General features: G+C 69.7%; 14 protein-coding genes. 5 read left to right on the forward strand and 9 right to left on the reverse strand.

Going from position 1 to position 21,177, the window contains the following annotated elements; translation table 11 throughout:
* On the forward strand, positions 1-942 hold a 942-nt coding region (locus tag BFF76_RS07510), incomplete at its 5' end, for an ABC transporter permease (protein WP_244167236.1).
* A complete protein-coding gene (locus tag BFF76_RS07515; RefSeq protein ID WP_031101066.1) occupies positions 935-1,735 on the forward strand; it encodes an ABC transporter ATP-binding protein in 801 nt (266 codons plus the stop codon). The genes BFF76_RS07510 and BFF76_RS07515, both read left to right, overlap by 8 nt.
* A 105-nt stretch (positions 1,736-1,840) precedes the next feature.
* Here BFF76_RS07515 and BFF76_RS07520 read toward each other — a convergent pair whose 3' ends face one another.
* The 3 genes from BFF76_RS07520 to BFF76_RS07530 form a co-directional block, all read right to left on the reverse strand.
* Complete coding sequence (locus BFF76_RS07520) at positions 1,841-6,910, reverse strand: NAD-glutamate dehydrogenase (protein ID WP_053929394.1); 5,070 nt, start codon at positions 6,908-6,910, stop codon at positions 1,841-1,843.
* A gap of 491 nt (positions 6,911-7,401) precedes the next feature.
* Positions 7,402-8,073, reverse strand: coding sequence for an HAD family hydrolase (locus BFF76_RS07525; RefSeq protein ID WP_031101071.1), 672 nt, complete (start codon positions 8,071-8,073; stop codon positions 7,402-7,404).
* Positions 8,074-8,162: 89 nt separating this feature from the next.
* Positions 8,163-8,669, reverse strand: a complete 507-nt coding sequence (locus tag BFF76_RS07530) for a DUF6912 family protein (RefSeq protein WP_031101072.1) — start codon at positions 8,667-8,669, stop codon at positions 8,163-8,165.
* Between the two features lie 279 nt (positions 8,670-8,948).
* Here BFF76_RS07530 and BFF76_RS07535 point away from each other — a divergent pair, with 279 nt between their 5' ends.
* A complete protein-coding gene (locus BFF76_RS07535; protein ID WP_031101073.1) occupies positions 8,949-9,365 on the forward strand; it encodes an Rv3235 family protein in 417 nt (138 codons plus the stop codon).
* A 286-nt stretch (positions 9,366-9,651) separates the two neighbouring features.
* Here BFF76_RS07535 and secA read toward each other — a convergent pair whose 3' ends face one another.
* Positions 9,652-12,474 carry a preprotein translocase subunit SecA gene (gene secA, locus BFF76_RS07540; protein ID WP_053929393.1) on the reverse strand — a complete coding sequence of 941 codons (2,823 nt, stop codon included), beginning with the start codon at positions 12,472-12,474 and terminating at the stop codon, positions 9,652-9,654.
* Between the two features lie 241 nt (positions 12,475-12,715).
* Here secA and BFF76_RS07545 point away from each other — a divergent pair, with 241 nt between their 5' ends.
* Both BFF76_RS07545 and BFF76_RS07550 read left to right on the forward strand, forming a co-directional pair.
* Positions 12,716-13,306 carry a GNAT family N-acetyltransferase gene (locus tag BFF76_RS07545; RefSeq protein ID WP_065847703.1) on the forward strand — a complete coding sequence of 197 codons (591 nt, stop codon included), beginning with the start codon at positions 12,716-12,718 and terminating at the stop codon, positions 13,304-13,306.
* 10 nt (positions 13,307-13,316) lie between these two features.
* Complete coding sequence (locus tag BFF76_RS07550; RefSeq protein ID WP_065847704.1) at positions 13,317-14,492, forward strand: winged helix-turn-helix domain-containing protein; 1,176 nt, start codon at positions 13,317-13,319, stop codon at positions 14,490-14,492.
* A 22-nt stretch (positions 14,493-14,514) separates the two neighbouring features.
* On the opposite strand, the gene BFF76_RS07555 is transcribed toward BFF76_RS07550, so the two are convergent.
* The 5 genes from BFF76_RS07555 to mtrB form a co-directional block, all read right to left on the reverse strand.
* Positions 14,515-15,267, reverse strand: coding sequence for a response regulator (locus BFF76_RS07555; protein ID WP_031101081.1), 753 nt, complete (start codon positions 15,265-15,267; stop codon positions 14,515-14,517).
* Between the two features lie 193 nt (positions 15,268-15,460).
* The gene (hpf, locus tag BFF76_RS07560; protein ID WP_031101083.1) at positions 15,461-16,150 is read right to left on the reverse strand and encodes a ribosome hibernation-promoting factor, HPF/YfiA family; all 690 of its coding nucleotides are present in this window, start codon (positions 16,148-16,150) and stop codon (positions 15,461-15,463) included.
* A gap of 327 nt (positions 16,151-16,477) precedes the next feature.
* A complete protein-coding gene (locus BFF76_RS07565) occupies positions 16,478-17,197 on the reverse strand; it encodes a ComF family protein (protein ID WP_053929390.1) in 720 nt (239 codons plus the stop codon).
* 91 nt (positions 17,198-17,288) lie between these two features.
* Positions 17,289-19,154, reverse strand: coding sequence for an LpqB family beta-propeller domain-containing protein (locus BFF76_RS07570; protein ID WP_079122337.1), 1,866 nt, complete (start codon positions 19,152-19,154; stop codon positions 17,289-17,291).
* Positions 19,144-21,177 carry an MtrAB system histidine kinase MtrB gene (mtrB, locus tag BFF76_RS07575; RefSeq protein WP_053929389.1) on the reverse strand — a complete coding sequence of 678 codons (2,034 nt, stop codon included), beginning with the start codon at positions 21,175-21,177 and terminating at the stop codon, positions 19,144-19,146. The genes BFF76_RS07570 and mtrB overlap by 11 nt, the downstream gene beginning before the upstream one ends.

Raw genomic sequence — 21,177 nt, forward strand, 5'->3', positions numbered from 1 at the left:
GTGGTGAGCCAGACAGCAGCCCCGCCGGCCCCGGTGGACCCCGCATCTCCCGCCCTCCTCCCCGCGTACGAGCCCGGCGAGCTGGCCGCTCTCGCGGCCCGGCACGGGCTGACCGTCAGCGGGGCCCGGCCGACGCTCGGCGCGTACCTCCGGCAGCTCTGGGGACGCAGGCACTTCATCACCGCCTTCGCGACGGCCAAGCTGACCGCCCAGTACAGCCAGGCGAAGCTCGGCCAGATCTGGCAGATCATGACCCCGCTGCTCAACGCGACGGTCTACTACTTCATCTTCGGCGTCCTGATGAACACCAAGCACGGAGTCCCCGACTACGTGCCCTTCCTCGTCACCGGCGTCTTCATCTGGACCTTCACCGCCAGCTCGATCACGGCCGGCACCCGGGCCATCAGCGGCAACACCGGACTCGTCCGGGCCCTGCACTTCCCCCGGGCGTCCCTGCCGATCGCCCTGGCCATCCAGCAGCTCCAGCAGCTGATGTTCTCCCTGGGCGCCCTGTTCCTGATCCTTCTCGCGTTCGGTCAGTACCCGCGGCCGTCCTGGCTGCTCGCGGTCCCCGCCCTCGCGCTCCAGGCGCTGTTCAACACCGGCGTCTCGATGGTCATGGCCCGGCTGGCCGCCAGGACCCCCGACATCGCGCAGCTGACGCCCTTCATCCTCCGCACCTGGATGTACGCCTCGGGCGTCATGTGGAGCCTCGACACCCTGCTCACCGCGGACCGGGTGCCGCGGCTCGTCCTGCTGGCACTGGAGTGCAACCCGGCGGCCGTCTACATCGACCTGATGCGCTACGCCCTGATCGACAGCTTCAACGGCACGCAGCTGCCCCCGCACGTGTGGGCCATCGCCACGGGCTGGGCGCTCGTGTGCGGCGTCGGCGGTTTCATCTACTTCTGGAAGGCCGAGGAGAGGTACGGACGTGGCTGACACCCTCGACACACGAGTACCCACCGTCGTCGTCGACGACGTCCACATCACCTACACGGTCAACGGAGCCCGCACCGGAAAGGGCAGTGCGACCTCCGCCCTGAACCGGATCGTGTCGCGCCGGCAACCCCGGGGCGCACGCCAGGTGCACGCCGTGAAGGGCGTCAGCTTCGCCGCGTACAAGGGCGAGGCCATCGGCCTGATCGGCTCCAACGGATCCGGGAAGTCGACGCTCCTCAAGGCGATCGCGGGACTGCTGCCCCCCTCGAAGGGCAAGGTCCACACACAGGGCCAGCCCTCGCTGCTCGGCGTGAACGCCGCCCTGATGAGCGACCTGACCGGGGAGCGCAACGTCGTGCTCGGCGGGCTGGCCATGGGCATGACGCGCGAGCAGATCCGCGAGCGCTACCAGGACATCGTCGACTTCTCCGGCATCAACGAGAAGGGCGACTTCATCACCCTGCCGATGCGCACCTACTCCTCCGGCATGGGCGCCAGGCTGCGCTTCTCCATCGCGGCCGCCAAGAGCCACGACGTCCTGCTGATCGACGAGGCGCTGTCCACCGGCGACGCGAAGTTCCAGCGGCGCAGCAAGGACCGGATCATGGAGCTCCGCGAGGAGGCCGGCACGGTGTTCCTGGTCAGCCACAGCAACAGGTCGATCACCGAGACCTGCGACCGGGCGATCTGGCTGGAGGCGGGCACCCTGCGGATGGACGGCCCCGCCAAGGAGGTCGTCGCCGCGTACGAGGAGTTCACCGGGCCCGCGAAGCCCAAGAAGCCCAAGAAATGACGCGGTGACCGGGTGACGCCGTAACACCGTGACGCCGTCCGCCGGACGGGCCGATGGGGCCCGTCCGGCGGACGGCTGTGTCACGGCCCGGCCGGCCGCACCGGGTCAGGAGTGCGTACGCAGCAGGGTCCGCATCGTCCGCATGGCCACCGACAGGTTCGCCAGGTCGAAGGCCTCCGAGCTCCGGATCTCCTCCAGGGTGGCGCGCGAACGTGCCAGGATCGCCGCGTTCTTCTCCTCCCAGGCCTTGAACCGCTGCTCGGGCGCCGACGTCCCGTCGCCGACGGACAGCACGTCCGACGTCAGCGCCGCGTGCGCGGCGTACAGGTCCTCACGGATGGAGGCGCGGGCCATGGACTGCCAGCGGTCGGCCCTCGGCAGCTCGATGATCCGGTCCATCAGCTGGGTGATCCCCAGCCGGTCGGCGAGGTCGTAGTACACCTCGGCGACGGCCAGCGGGTCCTTGTCCGTACGGTCCGCGATCGCCACGATGTCCAGCGCCGGGAAGGCCGAGGAGAACCCGGCCACCCGGACCGCCAGCTCCTCGGGGACCCCCGCCGAGGTGAGCTCGTCGAGGATCGACCCGTACCACTCGGTGTCGGCACCCCTGAGCAGCTTCGGCAGCTCGTTCCAGACGCGCTCGACACCGTCGCGGAAGAACTCGATGGTCTCCGCGATCTCCACCGGCTGGGGCCGGTTGCCGAGCAGCCAGCGCGAACCGCGCTCGACGAGCCGGCGCGAGTGCAGCCGGATCCGGGTCTGCACATCCGCGGCCACCTTGTTGTCGAGCGCCTCCACGGCGTCCCACACGGCGGAGAGGCCGAAGATCTCACGAGCGGCGAACTGGGCCCGCACGATCTCCTCGAGCGACGCCCCGGTCTCCTCGCGGAGCCGGTGCAGGAAGGTCGAACCACCGGTGTTCACCGTGTCGTTGACCAGAACCGTCGTGATGATCTCGCGGCGCAGCGCGTGCCCGTCCACCGCCTCGGGGAACCGCGCGCTCAGCTGCTCCGGGAAGTACGCGTGCACCAGCCTCTGCAGATGCGCGTCGTCCGGCAGGCTGGTGGAGATCAGCTCCTCGGCCGCAGTGATCTTGGTGTAGGCGATCAGCACGGCCAGTTCCGGCTGGCTGAGGCCCTTGCCGTGGTTCAGCAGTTCACGGATCTGGCGGTCGTTCGGCAGGAACTCCAGTGCCCGGTCCAGGTGTCCCTCCCGGCCGAGCCTGCGCATGAAGCGCTGCTGGGCGTGGAGGAGTGACGGCGCCTGGGCGCAGGCGTTGGCGAGCGCGGTGTTCTGCGCGTAGTTGTTGCGCAGCACGAGCTGCCCGACCTCGTCGGTCATCTCCGCGAGCACCTTGTTGCGCTGCTTCACGGTCATGTCGCCCTCCCGGACGAGACCGTTGAGCAGGATCTTGATGTTCACCTCGTGGTCGGAGGTGTCCACACCGGCGCTGTTGTCGATCGCGTCGGTGTTGATCCGGCCACCGGCCCGGGCGAACTCGATCCGGCCGAGCTGGGTGGCCCCGAGGTTGCCGCCCTCACCGACGACACGGGCCCGCAGGTCCACCCCGTTGACCCGGATCGAGTCGTTGGCCTTGTCACCGACGTCGGCGTTCGATTCGGCCGTCGACTTGATGTACGTGCCGATGCCGCCGTTCCACACGAGGTCGACCGACGCCATGAGGATGTTCTGCATCAGCTCGGCGGGCGTCATCTTCGTGACCTTCGAGTCGATGCCGAGCGCCGCGCGGATGTGCGCGTTGACCGGGATCGACTTGGCTGAACGCGGGTGGATGCCGCCGCCCGCGGACAGCAGGTCCGTGTTGTAGTCCGCCCAGGAGCTGCGCGGCAGGTCGAACAGCCGGCGCCTCTCGGCGTACGAGGTCGCGGCGTCCGGGTTCGGGTCGATGAAGATGTGCCGGTGGTCGAAGGCCGCGACCAGCCGGATGTGCTCGGAGAGCAGCATGCCGTTGCCGAAGACGTCACCGGACATGTCGCCGACGCCGACGACGGTGAAGTCCTCGGTCTGGGTGTCGTGGCCCAGCTCGCGGAAGTGCCGCTTCACGGACTCCCAGGCACCGCGGGCGGTGATGCCCATGCCCTTGTGGTCGTAGCCGGCCGAGCCTCCGGAGGCGAAGGCGTCGCCGAGCCAGAAGCCGTACGCGACGGCCACGTCGTTGGCGATGTCGGAGAAACTCGCGGTCCCCTTGTCGGCGGCGACGACGAGATAGGTGTCGTCCTCGTCGTGACGCACCACCTCCGTGGGATGCACGACCTCGCCCGTCACCATGTTGTCGGTGATGTCGAGCAGCGCCGAGATGAAGATCCTGTAGCAGGCGATGCCCTCGGCGAGCCAGGCGTCACGGTCCACGGCCGGGTCCGGCAGCTGCTTGGCGACGAAACCGCCCTTGGCGCCCACCGGCACGATCACCGTGTTCTTGACCATCTGCGCCTTGACCAGGCCGAGGATCTCCGTACGGAAGTCCTCCCGCCGGTCCGACCAGCGCAGCCCACCGCGGGCGACCTTGCCGAAGCGCAGGTGAACACCCTCGACGCGCGGCGAGTAGACCCAGATCTCGTACGCCGGGCGCGGCGCGGGGAGGTCCGGGATCGCCTGCGGGTCGAACTTCATCGACACGTAGCCGTGCGGCTCGTGGTCGTCGGCCAGCTGGAAGTAGTTCGTCCGCAGCGTGGCCTTGATGACGGTGAGGAAGGACCGCAGGATCCGGTCCTCGTCCAGCGAGGCGACCTGGTCGAGAGCCCCGTCCAGCTCCTCCAGCAGCCCGTCCGTCAGTTCCGTACCGGCCTTCTGCCGGGTGGGCGACATCCGGGCCTCGAAGAGCGAGACCAGCAGCCGGGTGGTGTGGACGTTGTTGCGGAGGGTGTCCTCCATGTAGTCCTGGCTGAACGTGGAACCCGCCTGGCGCAGGTACTTCGCGTAGGCGCGCAGCACCATGGCCTGCCGCCAGCCGAGGCCTGCGCCCAGGACCAGGGAGTTGAAGCCGTCGTTCTCGGCCTCGCCGGTCCAGATGGCCGCGAACGCCTGCTGGAAGCGGTCCCGGGCGTCGTCCGCGAGGTAGCCGCCGTCACCCGCGGCCTTCTTCGGCAGACGCAGCCCGAAGTCGTAGATCCAGGCGTGCGTACGGTCCGCGCAGCGCAGCTCGTACGGCCGTTCGTCGACGACCTCGACACCGAGCCGCTGGAGCGCGGGGAGGACGGCGGAGAGCGAGACCTGCTCTCCGGTGCGGTAGATCTTGAACCGGCGCTCGGCGGGGGCGGCGCCGACCGGCTCGTACAGGCTGAGGGCGAAGTCCTTGCGCTCGCTCTTGAGGTTCTCCAGGTGCACCAGGTCGGCCACGGCGGCACGTGGCGAGTGGTCCGCCTTGTAGCCCTCGGTGAACGACTGGCCGTAACGGCGCATCAGCTCGGCGGCACGCTCCTCGCCGCACTCCGCGTTCAGCGCCTCCTGGAAGCCGTCGGCCCATGAGCGTGCGGCCTCGACGAGGCGTGCCTCGATGCGGTCCGCGTCGGCGTCGGTGAGGTGCGGCAGCTCGGTGCCCGGGGGGACCCGGACGACGAAATGCAGCCGGGAGAGGATCGACTCCGTGTTCCAGGCCGTGAAGTCGACGCTGACGCCGCCCAGTTCCTCCTTGAGGATGTCGATCAGGCGGAGCCTCACACCGGTCGTGTAGCGGTCACGCGGCAGGTAGACGAGGGCCGAGTAGTAGCGCCCGTACTCGTCCTGACGCAGGTAGAGCCGCAGTCGGCGGCGCTCCTGGAGGTACAGCACGGAGGTGACGATGGAACGCAGCTGGTCGACGGGCGTCTGGAACAGCTCGTCGCGCGGGTACGTCTCCAGGATCTGCAGCAGGTCGCGGCCGTCGTGGCTGTTGGGAGTGAAGCCCGCGCCCTCCAGCACCTCGGCGACCTTGCGGCGCACCACGGGCACCCGGCGCACCGACTCGGTGTACGCGGCGGAGGAGAACAGCCCGAGGAAGCGCCGCTCGCCGATGACGTTGCCGTCCGCGTCGAACTTCTTCACCCCGACGTAGTCCAGGTAGCTGGGGCGGTGCACGGTCGCCCTGCTGTTCGCCTTGGTCAGGATGAGGAGCTTGTGTTCCCGGGCCTTGGCGCGGGCGTCCGCGGGCAGCCGGTCGAAGGACGGGCTGACCGGGTGGGCCTCGTCCTCGCTGTGCTTCGGGTCGGAGCGCAGGATGCCGAGACCGGTGCCGGGGACAGCCGTCAGCGCGTCGGAGTCCCGGAGCTCGTACTCCCGGTAGCCGAGGAAGGTGAAGTGGTCGGCGGCGAGCCAGCGCAGCAGCTCACGCGCCTCCTCGACCTCCTCGTCGGCCAGCTCGTCCAGCGGCTCGGAGGGAAGGTCGTCGGCCATCCGCAGCGCGGCGTCGCGCATCTTGTCCCAGTCCTCGACGGTCTCCCGTACGTCGGACAGGACACGGAGCAGATCGGCGGTGATCTGCTTCAGGTCGGCGCGGTCGGTCTCCCGGTCGATCTCCACGTGGATCCAGGACTCGACGAGCGCGTCGTGCGGCAGCTCGGGGCGGGCCTCCTTGCCCTTGGCCCGCATGCCGCCGTTGCCCTTGGGCCGCTCGTCGGCGAACACCTCGATCAGCTTGCCCGCGACGTCGCGGCGGACGATCACCTGCGGGTGGATCACGAGGTGGATGCCGCGGCCCTGCCGGGACAGCTCGTTGGTCACTGAATCGACCAGGAAGGGCATGTCGTCCGTGACGACCTCCACGACCGAGTGGCTGCTGGTCCAGCCGTTCTCCTCGACCGTCGGGGTGTGCACCCGGACGTTCGCCGTGCCCTGGGGGCGGTTTCCGGCGAGACGGTAGTGGGAGGAAGCGGCACCGAAGACATCGTCCGGGTCGCGGTCGCTGATGTCCTCCGGGGCCGTGTGCAGGTAGTAGCGCTGGAGATAGGCGAGCAGCATGTCCCGGCCCTGCCGGTCGCCCTGGCCGGCCTCGGTACCGTCGTCCGTTCCGGTGCCGTCCGCTCCGGTGCCGGCCACCGCTCCGGTGCCGCCCGCCGCTTCGGCAAGGTGCACCCGGAGGCCACCTCCCGGGCCACCGACACCACCGCCCGGACTTTTGTCAGCTACCCGGGCCGCCCTTGCGAGCAGCTCGGCCTTGGCTTCGTCCAGCTTGGTCTGCATGTCCTCTGGCTCCTGTCGCGCGCCGTTGCGTGACGTAGGTGAAGAAGGCGACGTAACGCCACGACGCGGGGTTTCCGGTCTGGGTCGACGCTATGCCGCCTGGGGAGACGCCCGGGGCCGTATCGGCCATTTTCGGCAGAGGTCCCGGGGCGTGGAGATCACGCATCACCCGGGTGCCGTGGCACTCCGGGCGCATGCCGGGGGCTTCGCTGCCCCCGAGGCGTATCGCGCTGATCACGGCACCAGGCTATCCCTCCTGCACCCACAACCGTCATGAGCCGCATATGTACAAAAGAAGGCCCCGAACTTTGACACTCTGGACATCGCACAAGACCGGTCCTGCGCGTACGGACGGATCCCGCGTGTACGGGCGTTCCTGCATGTACGTACGGATCCTGCGCATACGGACATACACCCGCACAGATGCGGTCAACCGGTCATATTGCCCACGCGGCCGTCGCGTCGGCCGCCCGGGCTGCCCGTCGCGTCCCTCAGTCCGCCATCCGCTCGGCCAGTGCGACGGCCTCGGCCAGGGTGTCCACGACGGGCACACCGGCCGCCTCCAGGCTGCTGCGGCTGTGCGAACCGCCGGTGTAGAGCACGGCGCGCGCGCCGACGTGCGCCGCGGCCACGGCGTCGTCCACCGCGTCACCGATGACCACCGCCGATTCGGGAGCGATGTCCCCGAGCACCTCGAAGTGACGCTCCATGTGCTGCGCCTTGCTGCCGCCGGAGGGGCCCGTACGGCCGTCGACGCGCACGAAGTGACGCTCGATGCCGTATCCCCGCACCACCGGGACCAGGTGCTCATGGCCGTACATGCTCAGCAGCGACTGGCTGCGGCCGCCCAGCTGCCACCGGGTCAGCAGCTCCTCGACCCCCTCGGTCAGTGCGCAGGCCCGGCGCTGTTCGGTGTAGTGGCGGTTGAAGAGGCCGTCCATCCGCTCCCACTCGGCCGGAGTGGGCAGCCTGCCCATGAGCCGCTCGTAGAACCTGGGTATCGGCACGCAGTACGTCTCGCGGTACTGCTCCAGCGTGATCGGCGCCAGGTCTACCTCCGCGAAGGCGGCGTTCGTCGCCCCGAGGACCGCATGGATGTCGTCGAGCAGTGTGCCGTTCCAGTCCCAGACCAGATGTGTGCGGTGCTTCCCCGATGTCGCCATGGGTAAAAAATACCCGCCCGCTACGACAGCCACCCGGACACAGGCGCAGGAACCGACGGGACCGGCAAGCTCGCGTGACCAGCGAGCGATCAGGCGATCAGGCCGGGGATCTCCTGGACCCCGAACCACAGCAGCTCGTGGTCCTCCGCGCCGTCCACGGTGAACTGGGCGTCGTCGTCGCCGAGGTCAGCCGCCCCCAGCACCGCGGCCGCCGCGGTGACGTCCTTCTCGGCGTCCTCGCCGTCCACGTGGACCGCTGCGGCCTTCGACAGCGCCACCGCGTCCGCGATCCGCACCTCGCCGAGCGACGACGCCTCCAGGGCGTGGTCCGGATCGGCGACCGCGGCCCCGTCCGGCACGTCGAGAGCCACGACGACCCGTCGCCGTGCCTCGTCCGGCCGGCCCGCGATCAGTCGCAACGAGGCGGCGGCGGCCCTGTTGAGCGCCGCGTACTCCAGTTCCTCGATGTCGTCGGAGACGTACCACTCGCGCAGACCGGGCGTCACGGCATAGGCGGTCAGCGGCCCCGGACCGACCTCGCCCGCCCCGTGCACCGCGGCGAGACCGGAAAGGGTCAGAGGGACGTACACACGCATGGATGACCGCTTTCGTAGTCGATGACGCCCTCAGGATACGTGCGACGTCCCCCTTCGGGGTTGCGCATCCGCCCGTCGCCGTCCACCGCCCGACGACCGTCACCCCCGAAGTTCCCTTGCGGCGCCCGGCCCATCACCCGGATAGGTGATCCCGACGGCCCCCCGGCGGGGCCCAACCGCCGCTTGCGGGGCCGTGGACCGGCCCCGTAGAAGATCCCCAGCAGAAGTTACCGCCCGGTATCACCCGGGCTCCGGACAGCAGCCACGGGGGCTATGAGCATGAACAAGGACAGGACGAGGCCGGCCGGACGACACGACCGCAGCAGGCCGGGCACCGTACCGCCCCAACGGCCACGGCGGCCGCTGCGCCCGCACCAGTGGTTCGCGGAACGCCTCCTGGCCGTCCTGAGCGGACAGCGCCCGGTGCACTGGATGCTCGGCCACACGATCGGAGAGGCCTACGACCAGCTCGCCGAACTCGCCCCCGACGCCCCGCTCGGCGCGGGCTGCGGGCGACCGGTGGTGCGCACCTGCCACGGCAGCCAGCCGGCCACCGGCGTGGTCGAGGCCTTCGCCAGCATCGCCACGGGCGAACAGGTCCGCGCCATGGCCTTCCGCCTGGAACAGGGCCATGACCTCCGCTGGCGCTGCGCCGCGATCGACCTGGGCGGCGAGCGCCTCCCGGCGCTCAGATGACCAGCCGCCGACCGGACCGAGCCCGCACCCGGCAACCGGGCCCGGCCGGACCAGGCCCGTCCGGCGAGTGAGGACATGGCGCGACGCGGCCGCACAGCGGCCCTCGGCAGGCCTCTGGCAGGCCGGGTGGNNCCACCCGGCCTGCCAGAGGCCGGTAGCGGCCCGTAGCGCCCGTAGCGGCCCGGGAAACTAGAGGCCCGTAGCGCCCGTAGCCGCCCGGGAAACGCGCCTGGCCCGGACACCGCACTCGGTGTCCGGGCCAGGCCCCGCTCAAGCGTGCTGCGCGCTACTTCTTGCGACGCCGCCCGCCCGTGCTCTTCTGCGCCTTCCGGCGCTCCGCACGCGTCAGCCCGTCGCCCTCGGAAGGCGCGGCGTCACCGTTGGAGAAGTCGCCCTCGACGACCCCGCCTTCCCCGTCCACCGTGGGAGCCGAGAAGTGCAGCCGGTCCGGACGCTGCGGCGCGTCCAGACCCTTGGCCCGGATCTCCGGGCGCCCGGTGGCGGCCGCCACCGGTGCGTCCTGCTTCTCGAGCGAGGGGCGCTCCGCGCCCTCCTGCACCGGAACCTCCTCGACCTGCTGCTCGACCTGGACCTCCAGGTTGAACAGGTAGCCGACGGACTCCTCCTTGATTCCCTCCATCATGGCGTTGAACATGTCGAAGCCCTCGCGCTGGTACTCGACCAGCGGGTCCTTCTGCGCCATGGCCCGCAGGCCGATGCCCTCCTGGAGGTAGTCCATCTCGTAGAGGTGCTCACGCCACTTGCGGTCCAGTACGGACAGGACCACGCGGCGCTCCAGCTCACGCATGATGTCCGCGCCGAGCGACTTCTCCCGCTCCGCGTACTGATCGTGAATGTCGTCCTTGACCGACTCGGAGATGAAGTCGGCGGTCACGCCCGCCAGGTCGCCCGCGGCCTCCTCCAGCTCCTCGACCGTGACCTTCACCGGGTAGAGCTGCTTGAAGGCACCCCACAGCCGGTCGAGGTCCCACTCCTCGGCGAAGCCCTCGGCCGTCTCCTGCCTGATGTAGTCGTCGATCGTGTCGTCCATGAAGTGGCGGATCTGGTCCTGCAGATCCTCACCCTCCAGGACGCGCCTGCGCTCGCCGTAGATGACCTCGCGCTGCCGGTTGAGCACCTCGTCGTACTTCAGGACGTTCTTACGTGTCTCGAAGTTCTGCTGCTCGACCTGCGACTGTGCGGAGGCGATGGCCCGGGTCACCATCTTGTTCTCGATGGGGACGTCGTCGGGAACGTTCGCCATCGACATGACGCGCTCGACCATCTGCGCCTTGAACAGCCGCATCAGGTCGTCACCCAGCGACAGGTAGAACCGGGACTCGCCCGGGTCGCCCTGACGGCCGGAACGACCGCGCAGCTGGTTGTCGATGCGCCGGGACTCGTGCCGCTCCGTGCCCAGCACGTACAGCCCGCCGAGATCCTTGACCTCTTCGAACTCCGCCTTCACGGCCTGTTCGGCCTTCTCCAGAGCGGCGGGCAGGGCGGCCGCCCACTCCTCGACATGGTCGACGGGGTCGAGACCGCGCTGGCGCAGCTCCGCCTCGGCGAGGTCGTCCGGGTTGCCGCCGAGCTTGATGTCGGTGCCTCGGCCGGCCATGTTCGTGGCGACCGTGACAGCACCCTTGCGGCCGGCCTGGGCGACGATCGTCGCCTCACGGTCGTGCTGCTTGGCGTTGAGGACCTCGTGCTGGACACCGCGCTTGGAGAGCTGCTGCGAGAGGTACTCGGACTTCTCGACGGAGGTCGTGCCGACCAGGATCGGCTGCCCCTTCTCGTGCTTCTCGGCGATGTCGTCGACGACCGCGGCGAACTTCGCGACCTCGGTGCGGTAGATCAGGTCGGACTGGTCGGCGCGGACCATCGGCCGGTTCGTCGGGATCGGGACGACGCCGAGCTTGTAGATCTGGTGGAACTCGGCTGCCTCGGTCATCGCCGTACCGGTCATGCCGGAGAGCTTGCTGTAGAGGCGGAAGAAGTTCTGGAGGGTGATGGTGGCGAGCGTCTGGTTCTCGTCCTTGATGTCCACCCCTTCCTTCGCCTCGATGGCCTGGTGCATGCCCTCGTTGTAGCGGCGGCCGGCGAGGATACGGCCGGTGTGCTCGTCCACGATCATGACTTCGCCGTCGATGACGACGTAGTCCTTGTCCTTCTTGAAGAGTTCCTTGACCTTGATCGCGTTGTTCAGGTAACCGACGAGCGGGGTGTTCACCGACTCGTAGAGGTTGTCGATCCCGAGCCAGTCCTCGACCTTGGCGACACCGGGCTCGTGGATGGCCACGGTCCGCTTCTTCTCGTCGACCTCGTAGTCGCCGGTCTCCTCGATGCCCTTCAGCGGGTTGCCCGCCTCACCCCTGGTGAGACGCGTAACCAGCTTGGCGAAGTCGCCGTACCACTTGGTGGCCTGGTCGGCCGGACCGGAGATGATCAGCGGCGTACGGGCCTCGTCGACGAGGATCGAGTCGACCTCGTCGACGATGGCGAAGTTGTGTCCGCGCTGGACGAGCTCGTCCTGGGACCACGCCATGTTGTCGCGGAGGTAGTCGAAACCGAACTCGTTGTTCGTGCCGTACGTGATGTCGCAGGCGTACTGCTCACGGCGCTGTGCCGGAGTCATGTTGGCGATGATGCAGCCGACCTCGAGACCGAGGAACTTGTGTACCCGGCCCATCATCTCGGAGTCACGCTCGGCCAGGTAGTCGTTGACCGTGATCAGGTGCACGCCCTTGCCGGAGAGCGCGTTGAGATAAGCGGGCAGGGTGCCGACGAGGGTCTTGCCCTCACCGGTCTTCATCTCGGCCACGTAGCCGAGGTGCAGGGCGGCACCGCCCATCATCTGGACGTCGTAGTGGCGCTGTCCGAGGACGCGCTTCGCGGCCTCACGGACGGTCGCGAATGCTTCGGGGAGCAGGTCGTCCAGGCTCTCGCCGTCCGCGTACCGTTCCTTGTACTCGTCGGTGAGCGCCCGCAGCTCGGCGTCGGAGAGGTTGACGAAGTCCTCTTCGATGGAGCTGACCTGGTCCGCGATGCGGTGCAGTTTGCGCAGGATCTTGCCTTCGCCTGCACGCATGAGCTTGTTGAAGACGGACACTGAGGCTGGTCTCCTTGCCGGTCGGGCCTGGCACTGGGTCGTGTGATGGACTCTGGCGCGGGCACGGCAGGTAGGCCCCACCGCAACGGCCATCGTAAGCGAGGACCGCGCCGTGCCGGGAGGGCTGTCACCGCGTTCTCCCCACCGCGCCCTTCCCGGACAACGGCCGGGGCGGACGGAAGGTGCCGGGAAGCACCGAAAAGTGCTCGCATCCCGCGCTCCCGGTCACCAGAATCCCTGCATGGAACCCATCGGCCTCAGCACTGAACGCCTGCTCATGCGCACCTTCGCGCCCGAGGACACCGACGCGGTGTACACCGCCTGCCAGGACCCGGAGATCCAGCGCTGGACAGCTGTCCCGTCGCCGTACACCCGTGCCGACGCGGAGCTCTTCACACGGAAACTCTGTCCCGCGGGCTGGCAGGACGACACGATGTACAACTTCGCGGTGCAGCTGCGGGACGGCGGCCCGCTCGTCGGCGCGCTCGGCGTCAGCCGCTGCACACTGCCCGGCACCTACGAGGTGGGCTTCTGGACGGCCCGGGAACACCGCGGCGCCGGTTACACGACGGAAGCGGCGCTGGCAGCGGCCCGCTGGGCCTTCACCGACCTCGCGGCGGACCGCATCGAGTGGCGGGCGGAGATCGGCAACTCCCCGTCGCGGGCGGTCGCCCTGCGTGCCGGATTCCGCATGGAGGGTGAACAGCGGTCGGGCCTGGTCAACAAGGGAACACGGCGCGACACCTGGGTCGGCGCCCTGCTCCCGGCCGATCTGGGCCTGCCCGGCGCCCTTCCGTACCTCCCGGCCCCCGATGTCAGTCGCGCGCTCTAGGGTTCACCGCATGACGTCCGTACCGCCGCCCGTTCTGGAACTCTCCGCCGACCAGGCACGCCGGATCGCCCTGCGCGCCCAGGGCTTCCTGGGCGCCCCGGACCGCCGGGGCGGGGTGCCGGGCGTGCTGCGCCATCTCGGAGCCGTACAGCTGGACACCATCTCGGTCCTGGCCAGGTCCCACGAGCTCGTGCCGTACGCGCGTCTCGGCGCGCTCGGCAGACGCGCGGTCGACGACGCCTACTGGTCGGGCGGCCGCTCCTTCGAGTACTGGTCGCACGCAGCGTGCATCCTGCCGGTCGAGGAGTGGCCGCACTTCGCGTTCCGCCGCCGCGCCTACCGGTCCCGGCCCCAGTGGAACCACGAGCTGCCCGCCGGGGCGTACGAGACGGTGGTCGAGCAGCTGCGCGCCGAGGGCCCGCTGACCGCGACCGAGCTCGGCGGCGCGAAGAACGGCGGCGAGTGGTGGGACTGGTCCGCCTCCAAGGTCGCCGTCGAGCGGGCCCTGATGTACGGCGAGGTGGTGTGCACCGAGCGGCGCGGCTGGAAGCGGGTCTACGACCTGGCGGAGCGCGCGATCCCGGACGCCCTGCTCAACGACGACCTGGACGACACGGAGTGCCTGCGCCGCCTGGTGGCCCTGGCGGGCCGCTCGCTGGGCGTCGGCACCCGGGCGGACATCGCCGACTACCACCGGCTCAAGGCCGAGCAGTTCGACGCCGTCGTGGCGGATTCCGGGCTGGTTCCGGTGTCGGTGCGGGGCTGGGCGAAGCCTGCCTGGGCACACCCCGAGGCCCTGGCCTCGGAACCGCGCGGGCGGCACCGCACGACGCTGCTGTCGCCGTTCGACTCGCTGATCTGGGAGCGGTCACGCACGGAGCGTGTCTTCGGCTTCACGCACCGCCTGGAGGCGTACGTCCCCCGGCCCAAGCGGATCCACGGCTACTTCGCGATGCCGCTGCTGGCGGGCGGCATGCTGAGGGGCAGGGTCGACCCGGCCAGGGAAGGGACGACGCTGGTCGCACGCCAGGTGTCGCTGGACGGCGCGAAATACGTGACCCCGATGGCCGAGGCCCTCGTCGAGGCGGCTTCCTGGGTCGGCTGCACGGATGTGCGACTGGAGCGCGTCGACGCACCGGAGCTGCGCGAGCCGCTCATGGCGGAGATCGCCCGCATCCTCCCGTAGGCGCCGGACAGCTGCTCCACCGCTAACCGATCTCGAGGATCTTCTCCCGCATGGCATAGACCACGGCTTCCATCCGGGAGTGCAGCTGGAGCTTCTCCAGGATATTGCGGACGTGGTTCTTCACCGTGTTCTCGGAAATGAACAATTCCTTGGCGATATCACGGTTGTTCATGCCGGTGGCCACCAGCTTGAGCACTTCCAGCTCCCGCTCGGTGAGTCGCGGCGCGGGAACGAGCCGGCGCTCGTCGGTGCGCTGGATCATCGACTTGAACTCGGTCAGCAGCTTGGAGGCCATCGACGGACTGATCTGGGACTGGCCGTCCGCCACCGCGCGAATGGCCGTGGCCACCTCGTCGGTCGAGATCTCCTTGAGCAGGTAACCGGTGGCTCCCGCCTTGATCGCCTCGTAGAGATCGGCCTCCTCGTCGCTGATCGTCAACATGATGATCTTCGCGCTGGGAGCCACCTCCTTGATGGAGGTACAGGCTTCGATGCCGCCGCGCTTGGGCATCCGGACATCCATCAGCACGATGTCGGGCAGCAGGTCCGCCGCCTTGTCGACCGCCTCCGCGCCGTCCCCCGCCTCTCCGACGACCTGGATGTCCTCCTCCTGTGCGAGGACGATCTCCAGACCCCTGCGGAAGAGCGCATGATCATCGACCACAAGCACCCTGATGGGCTCCTTGCGGGAACTTCCGTCATCCGCAACGGAATCCGCACCGGCAGCACTGTGGGCATCGCCCGTGCCACGCATGGGCCCGAAGGTCTCCGCCATCGTTCCTCCCCCTGAAGGCCACTGCCTGAGGTCACAGGCTGTACGCCAACGGCAGTGCACAGAGCACTGATTGGCCTGGGGCGCCATGCTTTCATGCCCGGACGCCGAAGCGGTCCCCCGTGCTCGCACGCGGTGCCCCTGGAGCGCTCGGACGCTCCAGGGGCACCGTGTATCGGGCTGTGAATGGAGGGCGTCAGCCGCCGAGCGCACCGCCCGCGCCGCCCGCCCCGTCGGAGGCCAGCGGGTCGGTCCTCAGGTGGATGACACCGTAGTCGTAGGCGTGCCGCCGGTAGACGACACTGGGCTCCTTGGTCTCGGAGTCGACGAACAGATAGAAGTCGTGCCCGACCAGCTCCATCTCGTAGAGCGCCTGGTCGAGCGTCATCGGTGCTGCGACGTGCATCTTCTCGCGCACCACCAGCGGTCCCTCGCCCTGCACCTCGAGCGAGCCCATCCTCGTGGTGGGCACGGACTGCTCCGGCTCCTCGGGAATCAGCTCACCGTCCCCGTTGAACGAGGCTGCGCCCGGAACGACCTCCGCGACCTCGGCCGCCGACAGCCGGCCGTTACCACGCCTGCTGTAGCGCTTGTCATGCTCCTTGCGCAGCTGTGTGTCCAGCTTGTCGGTAGCCAGGTCAAGCGCTGCGTACGGGTCGCCTGCCGCCGCTTCCGCCCGGATGACCGGCCCACGCGAGCGGAGCGTGATCTCCACCCTTGCCGCCCGGTCCGCCTGACGGGGATTCGGCTCCTTGGACACCTCGACGTCGAGGCTGATCACCTTGCCGTCGAACTTCTGGATCTTGTCCAGCTTCAGCTTCTCGGCCACGTGCTTGCGGAACCGCTCGGGCACCTCGGTCTTGCGGCCCTTGACGACGATGTCCACGCAGAACTCCGTTCCCGGATCGCTCCGCTTCGGCGGCGGAGCATCTCCCTTTTGCACCAGGCCCCGGTGATCGCCGGAGCCGCGGACTCGGTGGCTGTCACCTCCTCGTCCCCATCGGCAGGGTTTCCACCCCACCGAGTTTCATGCTTCTTGCATCCCGGTGAGTTACCTGCCCGCAACCTGGTGGCGCATTCGTCGAGGCGCGGAATTCACCGCCCTCACAACTGAACATAGCCTGCCCACCCCCGTGTCGGCACCCGCTACTCACGCGTACCTCCGATCGGGGCCCTTTACCCACTCACTACCTGCAACGATGAAATTCTTCTGTCAGTTCCGGTTTATTTCGAAAGCGGACGGAGATGCTGCGACAACCGCGGCCCGGAGCCCTTCCGCCGTGCCGGGGCCGGCGGGCTTCACGGCACGCACCGCGCGTGCCGCCTCCGCCAGCGACGCCCCGGTCGTCAGCACGTCGTCCACCAGCACGACCCCACCGACGCCGAGCAGGCGCCGGCCGCCCTCCGCGACGACGAGTGCGCCCGCCAGATTCGTCTTCCGGTCCCGGGCCCCCAGACCCGCCTGGTCCGCCACCGCACGCCGCTGCCGCAGCACGGCGAGCACTCCGGCCGGCGTGCCCCCGCGCCGGAGCTCCGCGGCGGCCACGGCGGCCATCCTGCGCACCGGGTCGTGTCCGCGCCCTGCCGTGGCCCGCCGCGCCGACGGCACGGGAACCAGCAGCAACGGGCCCGCGTCACCCCCGTGCCCCGCCCCGGCCCGCACAGCGGCCGCCAGCGCCCCGCCGAGCACTCCGGCAAGGCCAAGAGCCCCGCGCTCCTTATGGGCGAGCAGCATCGCCCTGACGGCGTTCTCGTACGGGGCAGCCGCGTGGACCGCGGGCAGTCCCCCGGGCTCGGGCGCGGGTCTCACACGCCGGGGCCCGGCGTGCAGACCGGCGGCACACTCGTCGCACAGCTCCGTCCGCGGACTGCCGCAGCCCCCACAGGCCACCGGCAGCACCAGTCCCACGATCTCCCGCCACCAACCCCGCACAGCCCCACTGTGCACCGGACGGCGAACTCCCTGCCATCCCTGTGGACAACCCCTGTGGACAACCGGAAACCCAGGAGCCGGCCGGGGCGGATCAGCCGGGGTAGACCAGCGATGAGCCCTTCTTGAGGACCGTCTGCCAGTTGTCCCCCGGCGACAGCTTCACTATCCCGTCGCTCTCGGTGTCAGCCATCAGCGGCAGCTGCTCGTCGTCGGCTGCCGCGACCGCCGTCACCTGGTTCACGCCCGGCAGCACTCCGGAGGAAGCCGTGGACCCGTCGGCCTGCACATAACGCACCTGCTGCACACCGCCCTCCTCCTTGCCGACCACCACGAGACGACTCCGGCCGGACCAGGAAACAGCCGTCACATCCGCCAGCTGGGGTGCGGCCCGGCGCAGATCCTCCACCGACACCGTCTCGGCCTCTTCCGAGCCGTGCCGCTCCACCCGGCCGATGTGCAGCGTCGTGTGCCCGTCCTCCGACACCCGCAGGGCGATCCGCGCCCCGTCCGCCGACATACGCAGTGCCTCGATCCGCCCGCCGCTCAGGCCGGGTACCGAGACCTCCTGCGGTTCTCCGGCACCGTCCACCAGGCGCAGCAGCCTGGGTTCCGACGGATCACGGTCGGCGACCCACAGATCACCCCCGCCGTCCCAGCTCGGTGCCGAAAGCCGGTCCGCCGGTTCCTTCGCGCGGCTGCTCACCACGGGGGCGGACAGCTCGCTCTCCTCGGTGAGGGAGGACACGTAGAGATGCTGCTGATCCGCCGAGACCGCGGCGGCCTGCTGCTCGTCCCGGGCAACTCCCACGGCGCTCATGGCCACCGTCCCGCTGCCCAGCGGACCGGTCACCGGCTCCGGATCACCGCTGCCGTTGCTGCTTCCGGGGATGCGCTGCACGTGCCCCTCGTCGTCGACGAAGTACTGGCTGTCGGGCCCGTCCGAACCGTCGTCCGAGGCGAACTCCTCGGCCTCATCGGACCCGAGGGAGCACAGCGGACCATGCTCGCCCTGCAGCTCCACCTGCCCCACCCGTGCGGACGTCAGGTCCCGCAGCGTGAAGAGGACCTGGGCCGCCATCATCCGGCAGGCGCCCTGCCCCGCCTTCTCGGCCTTCTTGTTGAGCGGCACCTTCAGGACGTTCTCGTCGTCCGGCGCCAGCGAAGTGACCCCGGACTTCAGCGCCGTACCGGCGGGGAAGCGCGAATCGACCACCGGCCGCAGCCAGTTCGACGGGCCTTCCAGCAGCGTCCGCACCGTCTGCGTGGCCGTGTCCATCCGCGTCACGGGGTCCGTGCGGTTCCGCACGTAGACGGGGTCCGCGACCAGTGCGGACTCGTCGTCCGTCCGACCCGCGGCGAAGTAGTACTTGTTCACGGACCGGTAGAGGCGCTTGAAGTCGGACTGCCCGAGCACGAGGCCGTCCGGCACGATGTCGATGCGCCATTCCTGCTTGCCGTCCGACCCTTTCTGCCGGACCAGGTGAAGCATCTGGGAGTACTCCGACGGGGCCAGCGGCCGGTAGGAACTCTGCGCGTCGACAGCCGCCACCTGTTCGCCGGTCAGCGTGTAGGTCGTCCCGGTCGTCCTGCGCTGCTTGTCGTGGATCGTCGGCCCGTTGCGGTTGGGCGCCTGCGCGAGCACCGTGGTGCCCTCGCCCGGCTGCCACGTGCGGGCGGCTTCCGCCGTCAGATATTTGCGGGTCGTCCGAAAATCGGGGTCGTCGCTGGTCATCGACTCCAGGAAGCCGTCGACGACCTCGATGGGCGCGGCACCCTCCCTCGGCGGCACCGCGTACACCTGGACCTGGGCATCGCCCGGCTGCGAGGCGTCGACCGCCTTCACGTCGCCGGTGACCGGCATCGCTCCGCACCCGGCGAGCAGCACGACGCCGCAGCCGAGCAGCGCGGACAACCGCACCGCACGGCCGCGGCCGCCCCGACGGCGGTCAGTGTCCACGGGTCGAGCCCTCCTGCTCCGGGTCCTGCGCATCTGGGCCGGTGTCCCCGTCCGGCCGGGTTCCGGCCGGCCGCGACACCACACGTGCTCCGCTGCCCGGCAGGGCCGCAGGGTCGACCGACGCCGGCGTACGCGACACCGCCGGCCCCTGCGCCGGCACGGCCAGCTGCGAACGCACCCCGGAACCCGTCCGGGCCGGTACGGGCATCAGCCGGTGATCGTCCGCCGCCGGCGCGGACTCCGCACGCTCACGGTCCTCCCGGTTGCCCCGGGAGTCCTCCGGCTCCAGCGGTATCGGTGACCCGCGCAGCGGCTCGTCCGCCGTACGCGGCAGAGTCAGCCGGAACTGCGAGCCGCCACCGGGCTCGCCCCACGCCTGCAGCCAGCCTCCGTGCAGACGGGCGTCCTCGACGGCGATCGAAAGCCCCAGACCGGTGCCGCCGGTGGTGCGGGCACGTGCCGGGTCGGCCCGCCAGAAACGGTTGAAGACCCGGGTCGCCTCGCCCGGCTTGAGCCCCACGCCGTAGTCCCTGACGGCCACGGCCACGGCGCCCTGCGCGACGCCCATCCGCACGACGACGTCGCGGCCCTCGCCGTGCTCGACGGCGTTGACGACGAGATTGCGCAGAACCCGCTCGACACGGCGCGCGTCGGCTTCAGCGATCACGGGCTGCTCATCACCCACCACCAGGATCCGGCTGCCCTTGCGCTCCGCCAGCGGCTCGGCGCCGCCGATCACCCGCCGGACGACCGTACGCACGTCTATCGGCTCGGCCTCCAGCGCCGCGGCCCCCGCGTCGAACCTGCTGATCTCCAGCAGATCGGACAGGAGCGACTCGAAGCGGTCGAGCTGATCCCCGAGCAACTCCGCGGACCGGGCCGTGACCGGGTCGAAGTCGACGCGCGCCTCGTGGATGACATCGGCGGCCATCCGCACGGTCGTCAGCGGGGTGCGCAGCTCATGGCTGACGTCCGAGACGAAACGCCGCTGCATACGGGAGAGCTCCTCCAGCTGCTGGATCTTCAGCTGGAGGTTCTGCGCCATCTTGTTGAAGGCCTCACCGAGACGTGCGATGTCGTCCTCACCGGTGACCTTCATCCGCTCCTGGAGCCGGCCGGCGGAAAGCCTCTCGGCGATCCCCGCCGCCATCCGCACGGGCGTGACGACCTGGCGCACCACGAACCAGGCGATCGCACCGAGCAGCGCGACCACGAACAAGCCGGCCGTGGCCAGTGTCGTCGTCACCAGGGTCAGCGACTTCTCCTCCTGCGTGAGCGGGAAGAGGTAGTACAGCTCGTAGGGGTTGTGGTCGACGTCGTAGAGCCGCTTGCCCACGACGAGACCGGGCTCCGGCTGCTTCCCGTAGGAGTACCGGATCAGCGAATAGGTCTGGAAGGCACCTGAACCCTCCCCCACGTCGTCCCGCAGCCTCTGCGGGATGCTGGACGCCTCAACGCTGCCCGAGCCGCGTGGGGCGCGGCTGGTGGTGTTCTGTCCGACGGAGTCGTCGCTGAGCGCCACCACGTTGAAAGCGTTCGTACCACCGCTGGCCAACTGATCGACGAGCTCGGTGCGCCAGGACGTACTGGCCGTCACGCCGTCGGCGCCCTCCGCGCTCTGGTCACCCGGGACCAGAGGCGCGTTCGCGTTCGCCTGGGCTGCCGCGAAACCACCGGCCGCCTGTGTCTGCGCGGCCTTTCCCTTTGCGTCGAGCAGGCCGTTGCGGACCTGCCCGATCACGACGAAGCCGAGGAGCAGCACCACGGCGATCGACATCAGCAGCGTGCCCGCCACGACGCGCAACTGAAGATTGCGCCGCCACAGCCGGACGGCCGGCAGCAGCGGCCCGCGGATCCACCGCATGAGCAGCCGCGGCACGGGGCCGCCGGGCGTCCGGTCATGGAACAACCGGGCGCCCCGCGGGAACCTGCCGAGACGAGGAGTGATCCGTGCCGGACCGGCAGCCCGCTCCGTACGGGCCCCGGGCACCCCGGGTGGCGGAGCAGCGCTGCCCAGGGTCAT

The sequence above is a fragment of the Streptomyces mutomycini genome (assembly GCF_001700505.1).
Lineage (GTDB): Bacteria > Actinomycetota > Actinomycetes > Streptomycetales > Streptomycetaceae > Streptomyces > Streptomyces mutomycini.